General features: G+C 58.6%; 15 protein-coding genes. 10 read left to right on the top strand and 5 right to left on the bottom strand.

Going from position 1 to position 16,689, the window contains the following annotated elements:
- Window positions 1–3: 3 nt before the first annotated feature.
- Window positions 4–738, bottom strand: a complete 735-nt coding sequence (locus GOV53_RS10705; RefSeq protein WP_170466418.1) for a glutamine amidotransferase — start codon at window positions 736–738, stop codon at window positions 4–6.
- Between the two features lie 16 nt (window positions 739–754).
- The gene (locus GOV53_RS10700; protein ID WP_170466415.1) at window positions 755–2,527 is read right to left on the bottom strand and encodes an SLC13 family permease; all 1,773 of its coding nucleotides are present in this window, start codon (window positions 2,525–2,527) and stop codon (window positions 755–757) included.
- Window positions 2,528–2,637: 110 nt separating this feature from the next.
- Here GOV53_RS10700 and GOV53_RS10695 point away from each other — a divergent pair, with 110 nt between their 5' ends.
- Window positions 2,638–3,378 carry a YebC/PmpR family DNA-binding transcriptional regulator gene (locus tag GOV53_RS10695; RefSeq protein WP_170422863.1) on the top strand — a complete coding sequence of 247 codons (741 nt, stop codon included), beginning with the start codon at window positions 2,638–2,640 and terminating at the stop codon, window positions 3,376–3,378.
- A 170-nt stretch (window positions 3,379–3,548) separates the two neighbouring features.
- Window positions 3,549–4,823: a permease gene (locus GOV53_RS10690; protein ID WP_170466412.1), complete on the top strand. Its 1,275-nt coding sequence runs from the start codon at window positions 3,549–3,551 to the stop codon at window positions 4,821–4,823.
- A 9-nt stretch (window positions 4,824–4,832) separates the two neighbouring features.
- On the opposite strand, the gene GOV53_RS10685 is transcribed toward GOV53_RS10690, so the two are convergent.
- On the bottom strand, window positions 4,833–5,723 hold the full coding sequence (locus GOV53_RS10685; RefSeq protein WP_170466409.1) for a LysR family transcriptional regulator ArgP: 891 nt from the start codon (window positions 5,721–5,723) through the stop codon (window positions 4,833–4,835).
- An 86-nt stretch (window positions 5,724–5,809) separates the two neighbouring features.
- Between GOV53_RS10685 and GOV53_RS10680 the strand changes: the two genes are divergently transcribed.
- The 6 genes from GOV53_RS10680 (at window position 5,810) to GOV53_RS10655 (ending at window position 11,585) form a co-directional block, all read left to right on the top strand.
- Window positions 5,810–6,409, top strand: a complete 600-nt coding sequence (locus GOV53_RS10680) for a LysE/ArgO family amino acid transporter (RefSeq protein WP_170422857.1) — start codon at window positions 5,810–5,812, stop codon at window positions 6,407–6,409.
- A gap of 79 nt (window positions 6,410–6,488) precedes the next feature.
- On the top strand, window positions 6,489–7,358 hold the full coding sequence (locus GOV53_RS10675) for a DMT family transporter (protein ID WP_437436795.1): 870 nt from the start codon (window positions 6,489–6,491) through the stop codon (window positions 7,356–7,358).
- An 87-nt stretch (window positions 7,359–7,445) separates the two neighbouring features.
- A complete protein-coding gene (gene betI / locus GOV53_RS10670; protein WP_170466403.1) occupies window positions 7,446–8,018 on the top strand; it encodes a choline-binding transcriptional repressor BetI in 573 nt (190 codons plus the stop codon).
- Window positions 8,015–9,523, top strand: coding sequence for a choline-sulfatase (betC, locus tag GOV53_RS10665; protein ID WP_170466400.1), 1,509 nt, complete (start codon window positions 8,015–8,017; stop codon window positions 9,521–9,523). The genes betI and betC overlap by 4 nt, the downstream gene beginning before the upstream one ends.
- Window positions 9,524–9,596: 73 nt before the next feature.
- The gene (betA, locus tag GOV53_RS10660; protein WP_170466396.1) at window positions 9,597–11,255 is read left to right on the top strand and encodes a choline dehydrogenase; all 1,659 of its coding nucleotides are present in this window, start codon (window positions 9,597–9,599) and stop codon (window positions 11,253–11,255) included.
- Between the two features lie 90 nt (window positions 11,256–11,345).
- Window positions 11,346–11,585, top strand: coding sequence for a YdcH family protein (locus GOV53_RS10655; RefSeq protein ID WP_170422847.1), 240 nt, complete (start codon window positions 11,346–11,348; stop codon window positions 11,583–11,585).
- 69 nt (window positions 11,586–11,654) lie between these two features.
- Here the strand turns inward: GOV53_RS10655 and GOV53_RS10650 are convergent, their stop codons facing one another.
- Entirely contained in the window at window positions 11,655–13,055 is a 1,401-nt protein-coding gene (locus GOV53_RS10650) for a helix-turn-helix domain-containing protein (RefSeq protein WP_170466393.1), read from the bottom strand.
- 65 nt (window positions 13,056–13,120) lie between these two features.
- Window positions 13,121–14,326: a multidrug effflux MFS transporter gene (locus GOV53_RS10645; protein WP_170466390.1), complete on the bottom strand. Its 1,206-nt coding sequence runs from the start codon at window positions 14,324–14,326 to the stop codon at window positions 13,121–13,123.
- A gap of 183 nt (window positions 14,327–14,509) precedes the next feature.
- On the opposite strand from GOV53_RS10645, the gene GOV53_RS10640 reads away from it, so the two are divergent.
- Both GOV53_RS10640 and GOV53_RS10635 read left to right on the top strand, forming a co-directional pair.
- Complete coding sequence (locus GOV53_RS10640) at window positions 14,510–16,042, top strand: acyl-CoA carboxylase subunit beta (protein ID WP_170466387.1); 1,533 nt, start codon at window positions 14,510–14,512, stop codon at window positions 16,040–16,042.
- Window positions 16,043–16,130: 88 nt separating this feature from the next.
- Entirely contained in the window at window positions 16,131–16,616 is a 486-nt protein-coding gene (locus GOV53_RS10635) for a DUF6497 family protein (protein WP_254439264.1), read from the top strand.
- Window positions 16,617–16,689 lie beyond the last annotated feature (73 nt).

Below are 16,689 nucleotides of genomic sequence, written 5' to 3'. Positions count from 1 at the left end.
AGGTCACCCGTAACGTTCGGCAAATCTGCGCAGGATTTCTGCCGGTTGTGTGACATCCGCGGCATGACAGATATCGATCAGGCGCTGGGCATCTTCGGGCGGGAAATAGCCGTGGTTCTTGTAGATGTTGATGCGCTGTTCAAAATCGCCCGCGTCTGCCTCGGGATGGAACTGCGTGGCATAAACGTTTTGTCCCCAGCGGATCATCTGAAACGGGCAGGGGTCTGAGGCCAGCAGGTGCACGCAGCCGTCCGGGAGGGCCTGAACGGCCTCTTTGTGACCGACGAACGCATCGAAGCTGTCGGCCAGGCCCGCAGTTAGTGGGTCTTGGGCACCTTCGTCGGTCAGACGGCAGGTTGAGGGGCCGACAGGTTCGCCGTACTGCTCTTTGCTGACTGAGCCGCCCAGATGAGCGGCAAGAATGCCAAGCCCATAGCAACAACCCATGAACGGATGATCCCGCGCAATGATCTGAGGCATGAGTCCCATGATGGCAGCCTCGGTCCGCGCGTCGGTATCGGACTTGGTGGCCGGATCGTCACTGACGCATCCTGGCCCGCCACCGACGATTACCCCGGCGTAGTCCGTGACATCCAGATCAGAAGGCAGTTCTTCGCAATCCAGCCGTATGCGATGGGTCTGTTCCGGTGAAAGGCCGGTCTTGTCCAGAATCGAGGCATATTCGGCGTCCGATGCATCGATTTCCGGGCGCAGTTGCAGGATGAGAAAGCGTTTCATATGGCGCTCTTATCCGTCACAGCGGCCAGAAGACAAGGATTGCGGGGATGGAAACGGCAATTATCAAGATTTCCAGGGGCAGCCCCATGCGCCAGTAATCGCCAAAATGATACCCTCCGGGGCCCAGGACCAGCGTGTTGTTCTTGTGCCCGATGGGCGTCAAGAACGCGGCCGAGGCGGCAACGGCTACCGTCATCAGGAACGGGTCCGGTGACACCTCAAGCGTTCGAGCCATCTGTATGCCAACCGGGGCCGCGACAATGGCTGTCGCGGTGTTGTTCAGCACGTCAGACAGGGTCATGGTGACCACCATCAGCACGGTCAGGATGGCCCATGCAGGCAAGCCATCTGTCAATTGAATCAACGCATTTGCAATCAATTCCGTGCCGCCCGACGTCTCAAGTGCGCTGCCCAATGGGATCATCGACCCCAGCAGCACCACGACGGGCCATTCAATGTGGGTGTAAATTTCAGAGATTGGCATGATCTTGGTCAGTACATAGCCCACAACGACCAGACCCAATGCGATGGGCAGGTAAATCAGCCCGACACTGGCTGCCAGCACTGCGGCGGCGAACAGACCAATCGCCAGCCATGCCTTGTCATTGGCTGTAACGTTCAGCCCGCGCTCGGCCAAAGGCAAGCAGCCAAGCCACTCGGTCACGTCGGCGCTGCGGTCGCGCGGGCAGAGCAGCAGAAGGATATCGCCGGCCTCGATCTCGGTCTTGCGAACTTGTTCGGTGATGCGGCGACCCTGACGAGAGATACCCATCAGAACGGTGCTTTGACGCCACGCCAGCCCAAGACCTTGCGCAGTGCGTCCGGTAGCGCGCGCGTTCAGCGGCACGACAACCTCGACCACTTCCAGGCCGTCCCCCTCGGCCGTCAACAGTTCCTGACGACGTGTGTCCGAGAAATCGAGGTTCAAAGCCGTGCGGAACTCATCCAGTGCCTCTGGCCGTGCCTCAAGAACCAGCGCGTCGCCCGGTTTCAACGTTGCATGGGCCGACCGGCCATAACGCCGCTTGCCATCCCGGATCAGGCCGATGATGGCCACATCAGATTTTTCAGCGGCCTCATATAGTTCGCTTACGCGTTTGCCGATCTGAGGAGACTCTTCTGACACCGTCAGTTCGGCGATATATTCGGCGAGGGTGTCCGAGGCCTCTTCCTGCGGTCCGCGATTGGGGATCAGGCGCCACCCGATCAGTGCGACAAATGCCAGCCCCGCAATGGCTGCTAATCCACCGACAGGCGCAAAATCGAACATGCTGAACGGTTCGCCCAAAGTTTCGGCCCGGATCGAGGCGATGATGATGTTGGGTGGCGTGCCGATCAACGTGGCCATCCCCCCAAGGATTGTCGCAAAGCTGAGCGGCATCAGCGTCAAACCGACGGCTCGTCCGGCTTTGCGCGCGGTTTGGATGTCGACCGGCATCAACAGTGCCAACGCTGCCACGTTGTTCATGAAGGCCGAAAGAACCGCGCCGATCCCGCCCATCAGCGCGATATGCGCGCCCAGCCCACGTGACGCGTCGACCAGTGTGCGGGTGATCAAAAAGACGGCCCCCGACCGGACCAGCCCGGCTGAGACAACCAACACCAGCGCAACAATGATCGTCGCCGGGTGACCGAACCCGGCAAATGCATCGTCAACGGGGACCACGCCAAGTACAACGCCGATCAAAAGTGCGGTGAAGGCCACGAGGTCGTATCGGAATTTCCCCCAAAGCAGCATTCCAAAGACAATCGCGAAAAGGGAAAAAAGAATAATCTGGTCTGTCGTCATGCGGTCACCATACCGGCCAGATTGACTGTCGCAAGCCGCTCTCTTGATCCTTGGCCCCGCAAACGTCTATATGAGCGCCGAATACGCAAACATGATGACGAGGACGCACCATGGCAGGCCACTCCAAATGGGCCAATATCCAGCACCGCAAGGGACGTCAGGACGCCGCGCGGTCCAAACTGTTTTCCAAGCTGTCGAAAGAGATCACCGTTGCCGCCAAGATGGGCGACCCTGATCCCGACAAGAACCCGCGCCTGCGTCTGGCGGTGAAAGAGGCCAAGTCGAACTCGGTCCCGAAGGACGTGATCGACCGGGCGATCAAGAAATCGGTGGCGGGTGAAGGCGACGACTACGAAGAAATCCGGTACGAGGGTTACGGCCCGAACGGTGTCGCCGTGATCGTCGAGACGATGACCGACAACCGCAACCGCACCGCTTCGACCGTGCGCTCGACCTTTTCGAAGAATGGCGGGAACCTGGGTGAGACCGGCTCGGTCGGGTTCATGTTCGAACGCAAGGGCGAAGTCGTTTACCCGGCGACAGTCGGCGATGCGGACACTGTTTTCGAGGCGGCGATCGAGGCCGGTGCCGAAGATGTCGAAAGTTCGGACGAGGGTCACATCATCTGGTGTGCCGATACCGACCTGAACGAAGTGTCGAACGCGCTTGAAGCCGCCTTGGGCGAAACCGAGTCCACCAAGCTGGTTTGGAAGCCCACCACGACGACCGAACTTGGTCTGGAAGATATGCAAAAGCTGATGAAGCTGGTTGATGCGCTGGAAGACGACGATGACGTTCAGCGCGTGACCACGAATTTCGAAGCGACAGATGAGGTCATGGCGCAACTCTGACCCTTGTCGCGATACGTGCTTGCAAAACCCGGCCTCTGGCCGGGTTTTTTGCATTGCGCACATAGGGTTCTTGGCCGGTCGCGGTTAACCGAGTAAGCTGAAAAGACTGGATTATATGACCCTGTGCGGCGAACACGCTGTGCAGAGAATGGAAAAACACACGCAAGCGAGTGACGGAAATCGCGCAGGACACGTCAAAAAGGAATGTCCCGGTCCTGGCCGGGCAAAGCATTTTGTCTCAGGTGGCCTGGACATTGGGCAGCCCGTCCGTCGTCTTGCCGTTTCTGGCGGTCTCGTTAGAGCTTCCGATGTTCATAGCCGGGGCATTGGTTTCGGTGCGTATGGTTGGCAGCATGATTTCGGACGTGTTCCTGGCGCAACCGATTGCTGCGCGGGAACGGAAGAAACGCGCAATCGCAATGACCGAAGTTGCCATTGGCGCTTGCCTCGTCATGGCCTTGGTGGTTGCCGCGACCGGCATCGTGCCGGTTATCGGTCTGGCTTTTGTGGCCGCATTCTTTCTGATCGGCCTGATCGAAGAGATCCAGTCACTTATGTACACCGACCTGCTTGGGGATCACGTGCATTCAAAATCGCGGATGGTCATGCACTACCTGCAGCTGGGCGTCGGTGGGCTGGGGGCGATTGGTATTGCACTGCTGGTGCATGAACTCACCAAGGAAAACCCTCCGTTTTCACGACATTCTGCGATCATCGCCGTATCTGTGACCTTTTTCGTCCTTTCCGGCCTGTCGATCCTAATGATGTCCGAGGATGCAGGGCCGCCCGAGGATAAGGCCGCATCGCAGCCCATTGGCAAGCGAAAGTTCGTCGAGAACTTCACCGATATCGCCGCCATGTTCGATGAGGCATGGTTCCGTCGTTATATGGTTATGCGGATGCCGCTTGTTGTAGTTTCCCTGGCCGTTCCCTTTTTTGCTCTGATCGCTGCTGAAGCTCATCACAGTTCGGCCAAGGGGCTGACGGCCATGATCGTGTCTTCGGCGTCGGGATATCTGATCTCTGCCCCGTTGTGGCAATTCGTAAACATGAAGTCACACCGGGCTGTCATGGTGGTCGGAAACCTGATGGTTGCTGTCACCGGGGGTGCGCTTTTGCTGGTGCATTTTCTGGGCATTGATCATGAAGTGCACCTGCATGCTGTTGCCTTGTTCATCGTGACGGTAGCAGTGACCGGGATCGGCAGCGCCAGAAAGCTGTATTTTCTGGACGTCGCGCCCAAAGACCAGCGGGTCAAAGGGGCGGCCGCCGTCAAAAGCATTTGCCGGATTTCAGGTGTGCTGTTCTCTGCCGCTCTGGCGGGAATTGCGCATATGCACGAGGTCGTTTGGGCGATCGCGTTCATCGTCGCCACCAGCCTTTTTTCGGCCATCAACTGCTATCGCGTGGTTCTGCCACATACAAAAACCGCCGTACGGTCTTGAGTATGCAACTCAGGTGTCGACAGGAAGAAGAGCCTCAGCCGCAGTACGTTTGACCGCAGCGGTCAGAGGGGCAAGCGCTGCGGACAGGACCCGGCCAACCTGCCAGGTCAGCCTCACGTCCAGCGGCGCGTCTGGCAGAACAGGGCACAAGCGGCCATCCGCCAGCGCATCTTGCGCAAGGCCGATCGGGTTCATCCCCCATCCCAATCCGACAATTGCCGCCTCAACAAACCCTTGCGAAGAGGGCAGGAAATGCGATGGCGGGGATAGGCGCTGACCGGTTTGCCGGGTTAACCATGCCTTTTGCAAAGAGTCCTTGCGGTTGAACGTCAGGCAGGGCGCGCGGGACAATGTGTCGGCATTCACCCCATCAGCGAACCACTTGCGCATGAAATCCGGGTTGGCCGTGGGGACATACCGCATTGCACCCAGTGCGAGGGCGTCCGCGCCGGGGATTGTGTCTCCTCCGACTGTAATGGCGGCGCTGACCTCGCCGCGTCGCAGCCATTCCGCAGAGTGGTCCTGATCGTCGACGACAAGGTCGAACAGCAGACCGTCGACTTGAGACATCGCGTCGATGAACCACGTCGCCAGAACGTCCGCCGGAACCGCGATGCGTACGCGGGCCGGGCCGCTCGTCTGATCCAGGGTCAGCTCGCGGGCGAGTTTTGCCTCAAGCAGCCCAATGTCCTCAGCGTGCTGCGCAACGCGTAAACCCAGCGGGGTGGCCGTGCAGGGCGTTCCGCGGTTGATCAGGGCTGCGCCGACACGGTCCTCAAGCGCTTTGATCCGTTGAGAGACGGCTGATGGCGTCACCGACAGGTCCGACGCGGCGGCGTCAAAACTGCCGTGGCGCAGAATGGTGGACAACGCAGACAAGTGATTTGGGTCCAGCAACATTAGTTCAGCTTAACTAAATTCAGTATCTTTAATTTGATTGAAGGAAGCCGTGCGATTAGTCAACGCTGCAGAACGTCGGAGGTCTCATGCCCACATCCTTGATCGCAGGTTTCGTACTAGGCTTCAGCCTGATCCTGGCCATAGGTGCCCAAAACGCCTTTGTCCTGAGACAAGGCCTGCGGCGCGAGCATGTGTTCCCACTGTGCCTGACCTGTGCGGTATCCGACGCCATCCTCATTGCTGCCGGGGTCGCCGGTTTCGGGACCTTGGCACAGGCCTTGCCGTGGTTCGAGACTGTCATGCGCTACGGCGGCGCGATTTTTCTGACATGGTATGGCCTGCGCAGCCTAAGTTCGGCCTGGCGTGGCGGCGCGGTGATGGAGATCGGCGAAGGCCAGCGAGCCAGTCTGCAATCGGTTCTGCTGACCGTTCTCGCGTTCACCTGGCTGAACCCGCATGTCTACCTGGATACGGTTGTCCTGATCGGGTCGATCTCGGCCCAGTATGAGGACCGTTTGGCCTTTGCCATTGGCGCCATGACGGCCAGCTTTGTGTTCTTCTTTTCGCTAGGGTACGGGGCGGGTGTTCTGTCACCGATTTTCAGACGTGCCCGGGCGTGGCAAGTTCTGGATCTACTGATTGGTCTGGTCATGCTGGCGATTGCTGCCAAACTTGTGTTGATGTGATGGGTTGCCTCTGCCGAGGTTTCGGTGTTCAACCCTTAACATGACAAGTTTGGCCGCCCAACATCGACCGCTGGCAGGCATGCTTTGGATGTTTGCGGCGGGCCTGTCCTTTGTGATCATGACCGCCCTGGTCAAGTCGCTTGGGCCAACCATGGACCCGATCCAGGCCGCATTTCTGAGATTTGCATTCGGGCTGATCTTTTTGCTGCCAGCACTTCGTCTGGTTCTGACCACGCACCTTACAAAGAGGCACTTGGTTTTGCTGGGCACGCGTGGCGTCGTTCATGCCTTTGCCGTCATGTTGTGGTTCTTTTCGATGACCCAGATCCCGTTGGCCGAAGTCACGGCGATGAACTACATGACACCGGTTTATGTCACCCTCGGAGCGGCTCTCTTTTTGGGAGAACCGCTTGCCTTCCGCCGGATTGCCGCGATTTTCGTGGCGTTGATCGGCGTTCTGATCATCCTGCGTCCGGGGTTTCGTGAGATTTCGCCCGGTCACATCACAATGTTGGGCACGGCCCTGACCTTGGGTGGGTCCTACCTGATAGCCAAAGTGCTGGTACGTGATCTGCCGCCTTCGGTCGTCGTGGCCCATATGTCCATTTGGGTGACCATAGCGTTGATCCCATTCGCGATTGCTGTCTGGACCCCGCCCAGCTTGCGCGACCTTGGCGTTTTGTTTCTGGTGGCAAGCTTTGCCACGATGGGTCACTATTTCATGACCCTGGCCCTGAAGGCCGCCCCGGTTGCGGTGACGCAGCCCGTTACGTTTCTGCAGCTGATCTGGGCCACATTGCTTGGGGCGCTGGTATTCCACGAAAGTATCGACATCTGGGTTGTCGCGGGCGGAACCGTGATTCTGTTGGCGGTCAGCTTCATCGCCTGGCGAGAAGCGGTTTTGAACCGTAGCAACTTGACGACGCCCAGTATCGCGCCAAAACTGTGATCGTCCGGCCGGCGCAAAACGTTATTGATTGACGGGTCAATAAAAACCCCTTAGCGTTTTCACAGTTTACGTAATGAGGGGATAGCGATGCCGAAACTCGGAATGGAGCCAATCCGTCGTGATGCGATCGTCAAGGCAACGATTGCCGAGCTCGGGTCGAAGAAATCCCTTGATGTGACAGTCAGCCAGATCGCCAAACGGGCAGGGATGTCCAGTGCGCTGGCACATCACTACTTCGGTGGCAAAGACCAGATCTTTCTGGCTGCAATGCGCCGTATCCTGTCCGATTTCGCTGACGAGGCCCGTGGTGAGCTAAAGAACGCTGCCCCGCAAGAGCGTGCTCAGGCGATTATCCGGGCCTGTTTTGCGCCGTCCTGTTTTACACCGGATGTCATTGCGGCATGGATGACCTTCTATGTGCTGGCGCAGACAAACGATGATGCCCTGCGCCTGTGGCAAATCTATCAGGCGCGCATCCGGTCGAACCTGACCCATGCCCTGCGTCCCTTGCTCAGCGATCCGGAAGAGGCCGCTGTAAACATGATCGCCCTGATCGACGGGCTTTATATCCGCGCCGCACTCAGCGCCCCGGAAGAACCGCAGTTGGCGGTGAACCACGCCATGCGTGTCCTCAACACTCTGCTCGAGGCTGAAAAATGACAAAGCCGAATATTCTGATCCTGATGGTGGATCAGCTCAACGGGACCCTCGTTCCAGACGGTCCCGCCGAATGGCTTCACGCTCCGAACCTGAAAAAACTGGCGGAACGGTCGACCCGGTTTGCCAACGCTTACACGGCCTCGCCGCTTTGCGCGCCGGGGCGGGCCAGCTTCATGTCCGGTCAGTTGCCCTCGCGCACGGGGGTCTATGACAATGCGGCTGAGTTCCGCAGCGACATCCCCACCTATGCACACCATCTGCGCCGCGCGGGCTACTACACCTGTTTGTCCGGCAAGATGCACTTTGTCGGCCCCGATCAGATGCATGGGTTCGAGGACCGTCTGACCACCGACATCTACCCCGCCGATTTCGGCTGGACGCCCGATTATCGTAAACCCGGTGAACGTATCGACTGGTGGTACCACAATATGGGCTCGGTCACGGGCGCAGGCGTGGCTGAGATTTCCAACCAGATGGAATACGATGACGAGGTCGCCTACAACGCCAAGGCCAAGCTGTATGATCTGGCCCGTGGCAAGGATGACCGTCCGTGGTGCGTGACCGTCAGCTTCACCCACCCGCATGACCCCTATGTGGCGCGTCGCAAATACTGGGACCTCTACGAAGACTGTGAGCACCTGCAGCCCGAGGTTGCGGACCTTGGGTATGACAATCAGGATCCACATTCGAAGCGTATCTTTGACGCCAATGACTGGCGCAGCTTTGACATCACCAAAGACGACATCCGCAAGTCGAGACAGGCTTACTTTGCCAACATCTCGTATCTGGATGACAAGATCGGCGAGATCCTCGAAGTTCTGGAAACCACGCGGCAAGAGGCGATCATCATGTTTGTCTCGGACCACGGTGACATGCTGGGCGAACGCGGGTTGTGGTTCAAAATGAACTTCTACGAAGGCTCTGCCCGCGTGCCGTTGATGATCTCTGCGCCGGGGATGCCGGCGGGGCGGATCGATACGCCGGTCTCGACGATTGACGTCACGCCGACCCTGGGTGCACTGGCCGGTGTCGATATGGCGGAAATCGCCCCATGGACGGACGGCGAAGACCTTGTGCCGCTTGCCAATGGCACCGAACGGACCGCTCCGGTCGCAATGGAATACGCCGCCGAGGCATCTTACGCGCCACTGGTTTCTCTGCGCTATGGCAAGTGGAAATACAACCGCTGCGCGTTGGACCCTGATCAACTGTACGATTTGGACGCAGACCCGCATGAATTGGAAAACCTCGCGGACAAACCCGAACACGCGGGCACGCTTGAGACTCTACGCGCCAAATCCGAGGCGCGTTGGGATCTGGACCAGTTCGATGCCGACGTCCGCGCCAGTCAGGCCCGCCGTTGGGTCGTTTACGAGGCGCTGCGGCAGGGTGGCTATTACCCGTGGGATTACCAGCCGCTGCAAAAGGCATCCGAGCGCTACATGCGCAACCACATGGATCTGAATGTCGTCGAGGAAAACGCCCGCTTCCCGCGCGGCGAGTGACCTCTTCACCCTATTGAAAATACTCCCGCCGGAGGCGCCTTGAACGGGCTCGGCGGGTTATGGAGACCTGAAAATGGAAGCAGATTTCGTCATCATAGGCGCAGGATCCGCAGGATGCGCGATGGCTTATCGACTGAGCGAGGCCGGGGCCTCGGTGCTGGTGATCGAGCACGGTGGCACTGATGCCGGCCCATTCATCCAGATGCCAGCGGCGCTGAGCTACCCGATGAATATGCCGATGTATGACTGGGGCTACCGGTCCGAGCCCGAGCCGCACCTGAACAACCGCGAACTGGCCTGCCCGCGCGGGAAAGTCATCGGCGGTTCGTCTTCGATCAATGGCATGGTCTACGTGCGCGGCCATGCGCGCGACTTTGACACCTGGGCCGAGATGGGCGCCGATGGTTGGTCTTATGCGGATGTGCTGCCATACTACAAACGCATGGAGACTTGGCACGACGGTGGCCATGGTGGCGACCCGACCTGGCGTGGTACCGATGGTCCGCTGCACGTGTCGCGTGGCCCGCGCGAAAACCCGCTGTTTCAGGCCTTTGTCGATGCCGGTCAGCAGGCTGGCTATGAAGTGACCGGAGACTATAACGGCGAGCAGCAGGAAGGCTTTGGCCCGATGGAGCAGACCGTCTGGAAAGGACGGCGTTGGTCGGCGGCAAATGCGTATCTGAAGCCTGCGCTTAAGCGCGAAAACTGCGACATTGTACGTGGGCTGGCAACAAAAGTGGTGATGGAGAACGGCCGTGCGACCGGGGTCGAGTTGATCCGTGGCGGCAAAGCAGAAATCATCCGCGCACGGCGCGAAGTTGTTCTGGCCGCGTCTTCCATAAACTCGCCCAAGCTTTTGATGTTGTCCGGCATCGGTCCCGCGGCCCATCTGACAGAACATGGTATCGACGTCGTGGCGGACCGCCCCGGCGTGGGCGCAAATCTGCAAGACCATCTGGAATTGTACATCCAGCAGGCGTCTTTGCAACCAATCACGCTGTACAAGCACTGGAATTTGATTAGCAAAGGCCTGATCGGTGCGCAATGGCTGTTCACCAAGACCGGTCTGGGTGCCTCGAACCAGTTTGAGAGCGCAGCGTTCATTCGCTCCAAGCCTGGTGTCGAATACCCAGACATTCAGTACCACTTCCTGCCAATCGCCGTCCGCTATGACGGTCAGGCCGCAGCTGAGGGCCACGGGTTTCAGGCGCATGTCGGCCCGATGCGCTCCCCTTCTCGAGGGGCCGTAACGCTGCGCTCGGCCAAGGCCGAAGATGCGCCGGTGATCCGGTTCAATTACATGAGCCACGAAGAGGATTGGGAGGATTTCCGAACCTGTATTCGCCTGACGCGCGAGATCTTTGGGCAGGACGCGTTTAAACCCTATGCCGGGAAAGAGATCCAACCGGGCGCGGATGTGCAGTCTGACGAAGAGCTGAATGCATTCATCGCCGAACACGCCGAAAGCGCCTATCACCCTTGCGGCACATGCCGCATGGGCCGGACAGACGACAAAAATGCCGTTGTCGACCCTCAGGGGCGGGTGATTGGTGTCGACGGGTTGCGCGTCGCAGACAGCTCGATCTTCCCGCAGATCACCAACGGCAACCTGAATGCTCCGTCGATCATGGTGGGCGAGAAGATGTCGGACCACCTGCTGGGCAAGGACGCCTTGCCCGCGGCCAACGACCGGCCTTGGATTCACCCGCAATGGGCGGTGGCACAACGCTAAATGAACGCCGGATTTGATCCGCGTCAAAGTGATGTAGGGGTGGGGCGACTAGACTTGTATCGCAACGACATATTTTAGGAGCGAACAGGAATGTCCCACACCCCGCACGAACTGGCCCAAGAGTTTCCGGACAAGGTTGAGCTGATGAGCCAGCTCAAGCAGTCGGACGCGCATTTTGCTCGTCTGGCGGATGAATACCACGAGATCAATCGCGAAGTTCATCGCGCCGAAACCAATGTCGAGCCGATGGAAGACTTGGCAGAAACTGAGCTGCGCAAGAAACGTGCGGCCCTGAAAGACGAGATCTGGGCGATCCTGTCAAAAGCCTGAGTTCTGGCGGGGGCACTGCCCCCGTCGATTAAGTCTCGCCTCTCCCGCATTTTTGCCTCCGGCAAAAGGTCAGGTGACCTCATAAGGCAGCGTGCCTCGGGTGTGGGCGTTGATCGTCAGGCGGCGTTCCAACGGTGGGACCGAGCGTTGATGACAGTTTTGCCGCTCGCAGATGCGGCACGAGATACCGATTGGTTCGTATGCACTGGCGTTGTTGAAATCCAGATTGTCGGCATAAACCAGAGCCTCGGCGTGGCGCACCTCACATCCCAACGCGATGGCATAGCGGCGGACGGGGGCTCCGAACGAACCACCGGACTTCGATACATCCCGTGCCAATGAGATGTACTGCACCCCGTCAGGTGTTTCCGCCAATTGGCGCAGGAAGTGACCCGGTGTTTCAAACGCGCGGTGAACATTCCACAAAGGGCACGCGCCGCCGAACCGTGCAAACTGCAAGCGCGTGGCAGAATGCCTTTTCGTAATTGTACCCGCCTGATCGACGCGGACGAAGAAAAACGGGATGCCTTTTGCCCCGGGGCGTTGCAGCGTTGACAGCCTGTGGGCCACCTGTTCGATGGAAGCTCCAAACCGGTTGCTGAGCAGTTCCAGGTCGTGGCGGTATTCCTGCGCTGCGGCCAGAAACTCGGCATAGGGCATCAAAGATGCGCCTGCGAAGTAGTTCGCAAGCCCGATCTTGGCAATCGCGCGGGCCTCGTCGCTTTGGAATTTGGCAAAGTCCAGCGTTGCTTCCAGCAGCTTGTCCTGACTGATCAGAGCGACCTGCAGCAACAGCTGAAACACCTGAGTTTGCGGTGTGGTTCGGGATGACAGCAGCAACGTCTTGTTTTCGGGATCATACTTCCGAGTTTCCTTGATTTCGGGGAACTGAACCCGGATTCCACGTTCAGAGAGGCTGTCGAGCGCAGCAGCGCGTATGCCACCCGCATCGCTGGCGCGTCTTGCGAACCGTTCAGCAGCGCGATCGACCGCATCGATGTAGTTGTCGCAATAGTGAAAGAAGTCCCGGACTTCTTCCCAGGGGCTCGCTTGAATCTGGGCGTCCTCGCGCCCCAGTGCCTCGTCCAGCGATGCAAGGCGTTCATGCGTTTGGCGATATGTCCTGTGCAGCGCAATAAAGGCCCGCGCCAGCGCCGGTGCATTCGACGCCGTCAGGCGCAGATCAGCAAGCGGGGGAATGGCGTCATCAAAGACGGGATCGGCCAAGGCTTCGCGCATGTCCGAGACCAGACGCTCGCTGTCGCCGGTGCTCAGTTCGGTCACGTCCATTCCGAACTCCTGCGCCAGCGCCAAAACAACCGTGGTCGAGATCGGCCGGTTGTTGTTCTCCATCTGATTCAGATAGGGAAGGGACACGCCCAGTTTTGCAGCGAATTCCTTTTGGGTCAGTGACAGGCGCGTGCGCATTTCGCGCAGTTTCGCACCAGCATATAGCTTTTGAGTCGCCATGACGGGCCTTTGCAACTTTCCTACTTTGGCAAGCTAACTTTGCAAACCGCCCTAGGCAAGCTGAGTTACAGCCCCAGTTGTCGCTCTCGTCGGATGACGGACAGAATTGCGCAGACCGCCAGTCCTGCTGTCGCCAGCATCAGCCAGAGCAAAGGCATGGCCCCGGTTTCATGTGTCAGCAGAGTGCCAGCCAAAGCGCTGAGGCCCGCACCGCCGCCCAGCATGATGGCTCCGCTCAGGCCGGAGGCGGTAGCCGCCAGGTGAGGGCGTACGGACAGCGCGCCCGAGGTCGCATTGGGAATCGTCATCCCGTTGCCGACACCAACAAAAGTCATGAAGCCGAAAAAGCTGAGAGCCGTACCAAAGCCCGCCAGGAACAGAACAGCAGACATCGCCACGCCGCTTGCGTTTAGCCAGCATCCCCAGAGCACCATCCTGTTCACGCCGAAACGGACCGAATAGCGGCCGCTGACGAAGTTCCCGAGGAAATAACCGACGGCAGGTGCGCCAAAGTAGATGCCGACCTCGGCGGCACTAAGGCCGAACAACTCGGTGCCGATGAAGGGGGCGCCGCCCAGATAGGCAAAGAACGCCCCTGAAGACAGAGCAGAGGACAGCGAATAGCCCCAAAATCGCGGCGATCGCAGCAATTCGGGGTATTCGCGAAATTGCTGGACCAGCGATTTACCGCTTTTGGCAGAGGTTTCTCCGAAATCCGAATAGGTCAGAAGCAGCGTCAGCACACCCAGCGCGAAAGGAAGCCAGAAGTTGGCTTTCCAGCCAAAACTCTCTTCCAGTAGGCCTCCGATCGCCGGGCCGATCATGGGGACGACAGCCATGCCCATGGTGACATAGCCGATCATCGACGCTGCCTGATCCTGATCGTACATGTCCCGCACAGCGGCCCGGCTTAGGACCATGCCGACGACAACAACCGCCTGGCACATCCGGAAAGCCAGAAAGATCTCGATGTTTGGGGCGTATATGCAGCCCAGCGTGGCGATCAGGAAAAGCGCCAGCCCCCACAGTAGCACGGGACGCCGCCCTGCCTTGTCGGCAAGCGGACCGATCAGGATTTGCAGGACCGCGTTGACCAGAAGATACAAAGCAATCGAAAGCTGCATAACCTTGTAGTCTGCCTGAAAGTGCAGGGCCATGTTCGGCAAGCTGGGAAGGAACAGGTTCAGGCTGAGCGCGGACAGGCCGGACAGCAAAACAAGGGTGCCAATGGTCGGTGGCGTGCGGTGCGCCGAAGAAGAACTAAACTGCATGGTTCATCTGTATAGTGAGCGCACAAAGGAATGCCATCGGTCTTGATCCTTCAATGGCAAAATTTGCAGCTTTACAATATTCATCAGTGAGATTGGCAATAGTTTGCAAATTTGCGGAAAGGCGCTTTGGACTTTCTGCCTCAGCGTATAGTGTCGCGCCAAATTTTACAGGGGATCATCGCTATGAAAGACATCCTTTCCGAACTTGAAGACCGTCGCAACGACGCACGGCTGGGTGGCGGACAACGGCGCATCGACGCGCAGCATTCGCGCGGAAAACTGACAGCACGTGAACGGATCGAGCTGCTGCTGGACGAAGGCAGCTTTGAGGAGTTCGACATGTTCGTCAGCCACCGCTGCACCGATTTCGGGATGGAAAAACAAAAGCCTGCGGGCGACGGTGTTGTGACAGGATGGGGCACAATCAACGGCCGCATGGTCTATGTGTTCAGCCAGGACTTCACGGTGTTCGGCGGCTCGCTGTCGGAAACGCATGCGCAGAAAATCTGTAAGATTATGGATATGGCGGTCCAGAATGGTGCGCCAGTGATTGGCATCAACGACTCGGGTGGCGCGCGGATTCAGGAAGGTGTGGCGTCGCTGGCGGGTTATGCGGAAGTGTTCCAGCGCAACGTGACCGCCTCGGGCGTTGTTCCGCAGATCAGTGTGATCATGGGCCCCTGCGCCGGTGGAGCGGTGTACAGCCCGGCGATGACGGATTTTATCTTCATGGTCAAAGACTCGTCGTACATGTTCGTGACCGGACCGGACGTGGTGAAGACAGTCACCAACGAAGTGGTCACCGCCGAGGAACTGGGCGGTGCGTCGACCCATACCAAGAAATCCTCGGTCGCCGATGCTGCGTTTGAAAACGATGTTGAGGCTCTGGCCGAGGTTCGCCGTCTGGTGGACTTCCTGCCGCTCAACAACAAGGAAAAACCTCCGGTTCGCCCGTTCTTTGACGAGCCTGACCGGGTCGAAGCATCGCTGGACACGCTTGTCCCCGATAACCCGAATACGCCCTACGACATGAAAGAGCTCATCACCAAAGTAGCGGATGAGGGCGACTTCTACGAAATCCAGGAAGACTTTGCCAAGAACATCATCACCGGGTTCATCCGGCTTGAAGGGCAGACGGTCGGAGTTGTGGCGAACCAGCCAATGGTTCTGGCCGGGTGTCTGGACATCGACAGTTCGCGCAAGGCCGCGCGGTTTGTGCGCTTCTGCGACTGCTTTGAAATCCCGATCCTGACGTTTGTGGATGTGCCTGGCTTCCTGCCTGGTACGCAGCAGGAATACAGCGGTGTTATCAAGCACGGAGCCAAGCTGCTTTACGCTTACGCAGAAGCGACCGTGCCAAAAGTCACCGTGATTACCCGCAAAGCCTATGGCGGTGCGTATGTGGTTATGGCTTCCAAGCACCTGCGCGGCGATTTCAACTATGCGTGGCCCACGGCGGAAATCGCGGTGATGGGCGCGAAAGGTGCGACCGAGATCATTCACCGTGCTGACCTGAACGATGCCGAAAAGACGGCGCAGCACCAGGCGGACTATGAAGATCGGTTTGCTAACCCGTTCGTCGCCGCCGAGCGTGGCTTTGTCGACGAGGTGATCATGCCGCAATCGACCCGCCGCCGTGTTTCGCGCGCGTTTGCCAGCCTGCACAACAAGCAGCTGAAAAACCCGTGGAAAAAACACGACAATATTCCGCTGTAAACGGAAACACCGATTGATCTGCCCGGCCAAATTCGCGGTCAGGGCAGATTCTTCGGTAAGAAATTGACTTTGAGGCCACAACTGATAAATGGTTTTGCCCATTGGACATAGAAAAGCGCGGGCCAAAAGCCATGCGCGCGCGATCCCGGAGAGAGGAGCTTGCCTATGGCGGGTCCGGGATCGCGCCTTAGTCCTGGCCCTTTTGGGCATTGGGTTTCCTGTTCTGGCTGAAAACGAAAATCTGCTGCCGGTCCCTTCGGGCCAGCCTGTGCACCTGAGCGACGTTCTGCTGGATGACAATCCCGGCGAACTTTGGGTGCGCTTTCGCTTTATCGCTCCGCGTATCGGATCTGACGTCGGCCGTATCGGCTATGACATCGCGGCGGTGGATATGGAGCATTTGTGCCAGACTTTGGCGGTTGCCTACGTGGCCAAGTACGAACTTGAGCCCGCGCGCGTGGTCATTTCTCTGTCTGATCGTCCGATCGAGTTTGGCCGCGCTACTCCTGACGCAACGCAGTTCTTTGAAGCCTACCGGCTGGAGCAGTCCCGGTGTATCTGGGAGGGGCTTTGACCATGAATCTCTCTGTTCATCACGTCAGAGCATTTCTGAACAGCGACGCGGCTTTGGAGGTGCGCAAAATGAC

It is taken from the genome of Ruegeria arenilitoris, from assembly GCF_013035315.1.
GTDB lineage: Bacteria > Pseudomonadota > Alphaproteobacteria > Rhodobacterales > Rhodobacteraceae > Ruegeria > Ruegeria arenilitoris_D.
The sequence above is the reverse complement of the archived record's forward strand: the minus strand, read 5'-3'. Positions and strand labels throughout refer to the sequence as shown.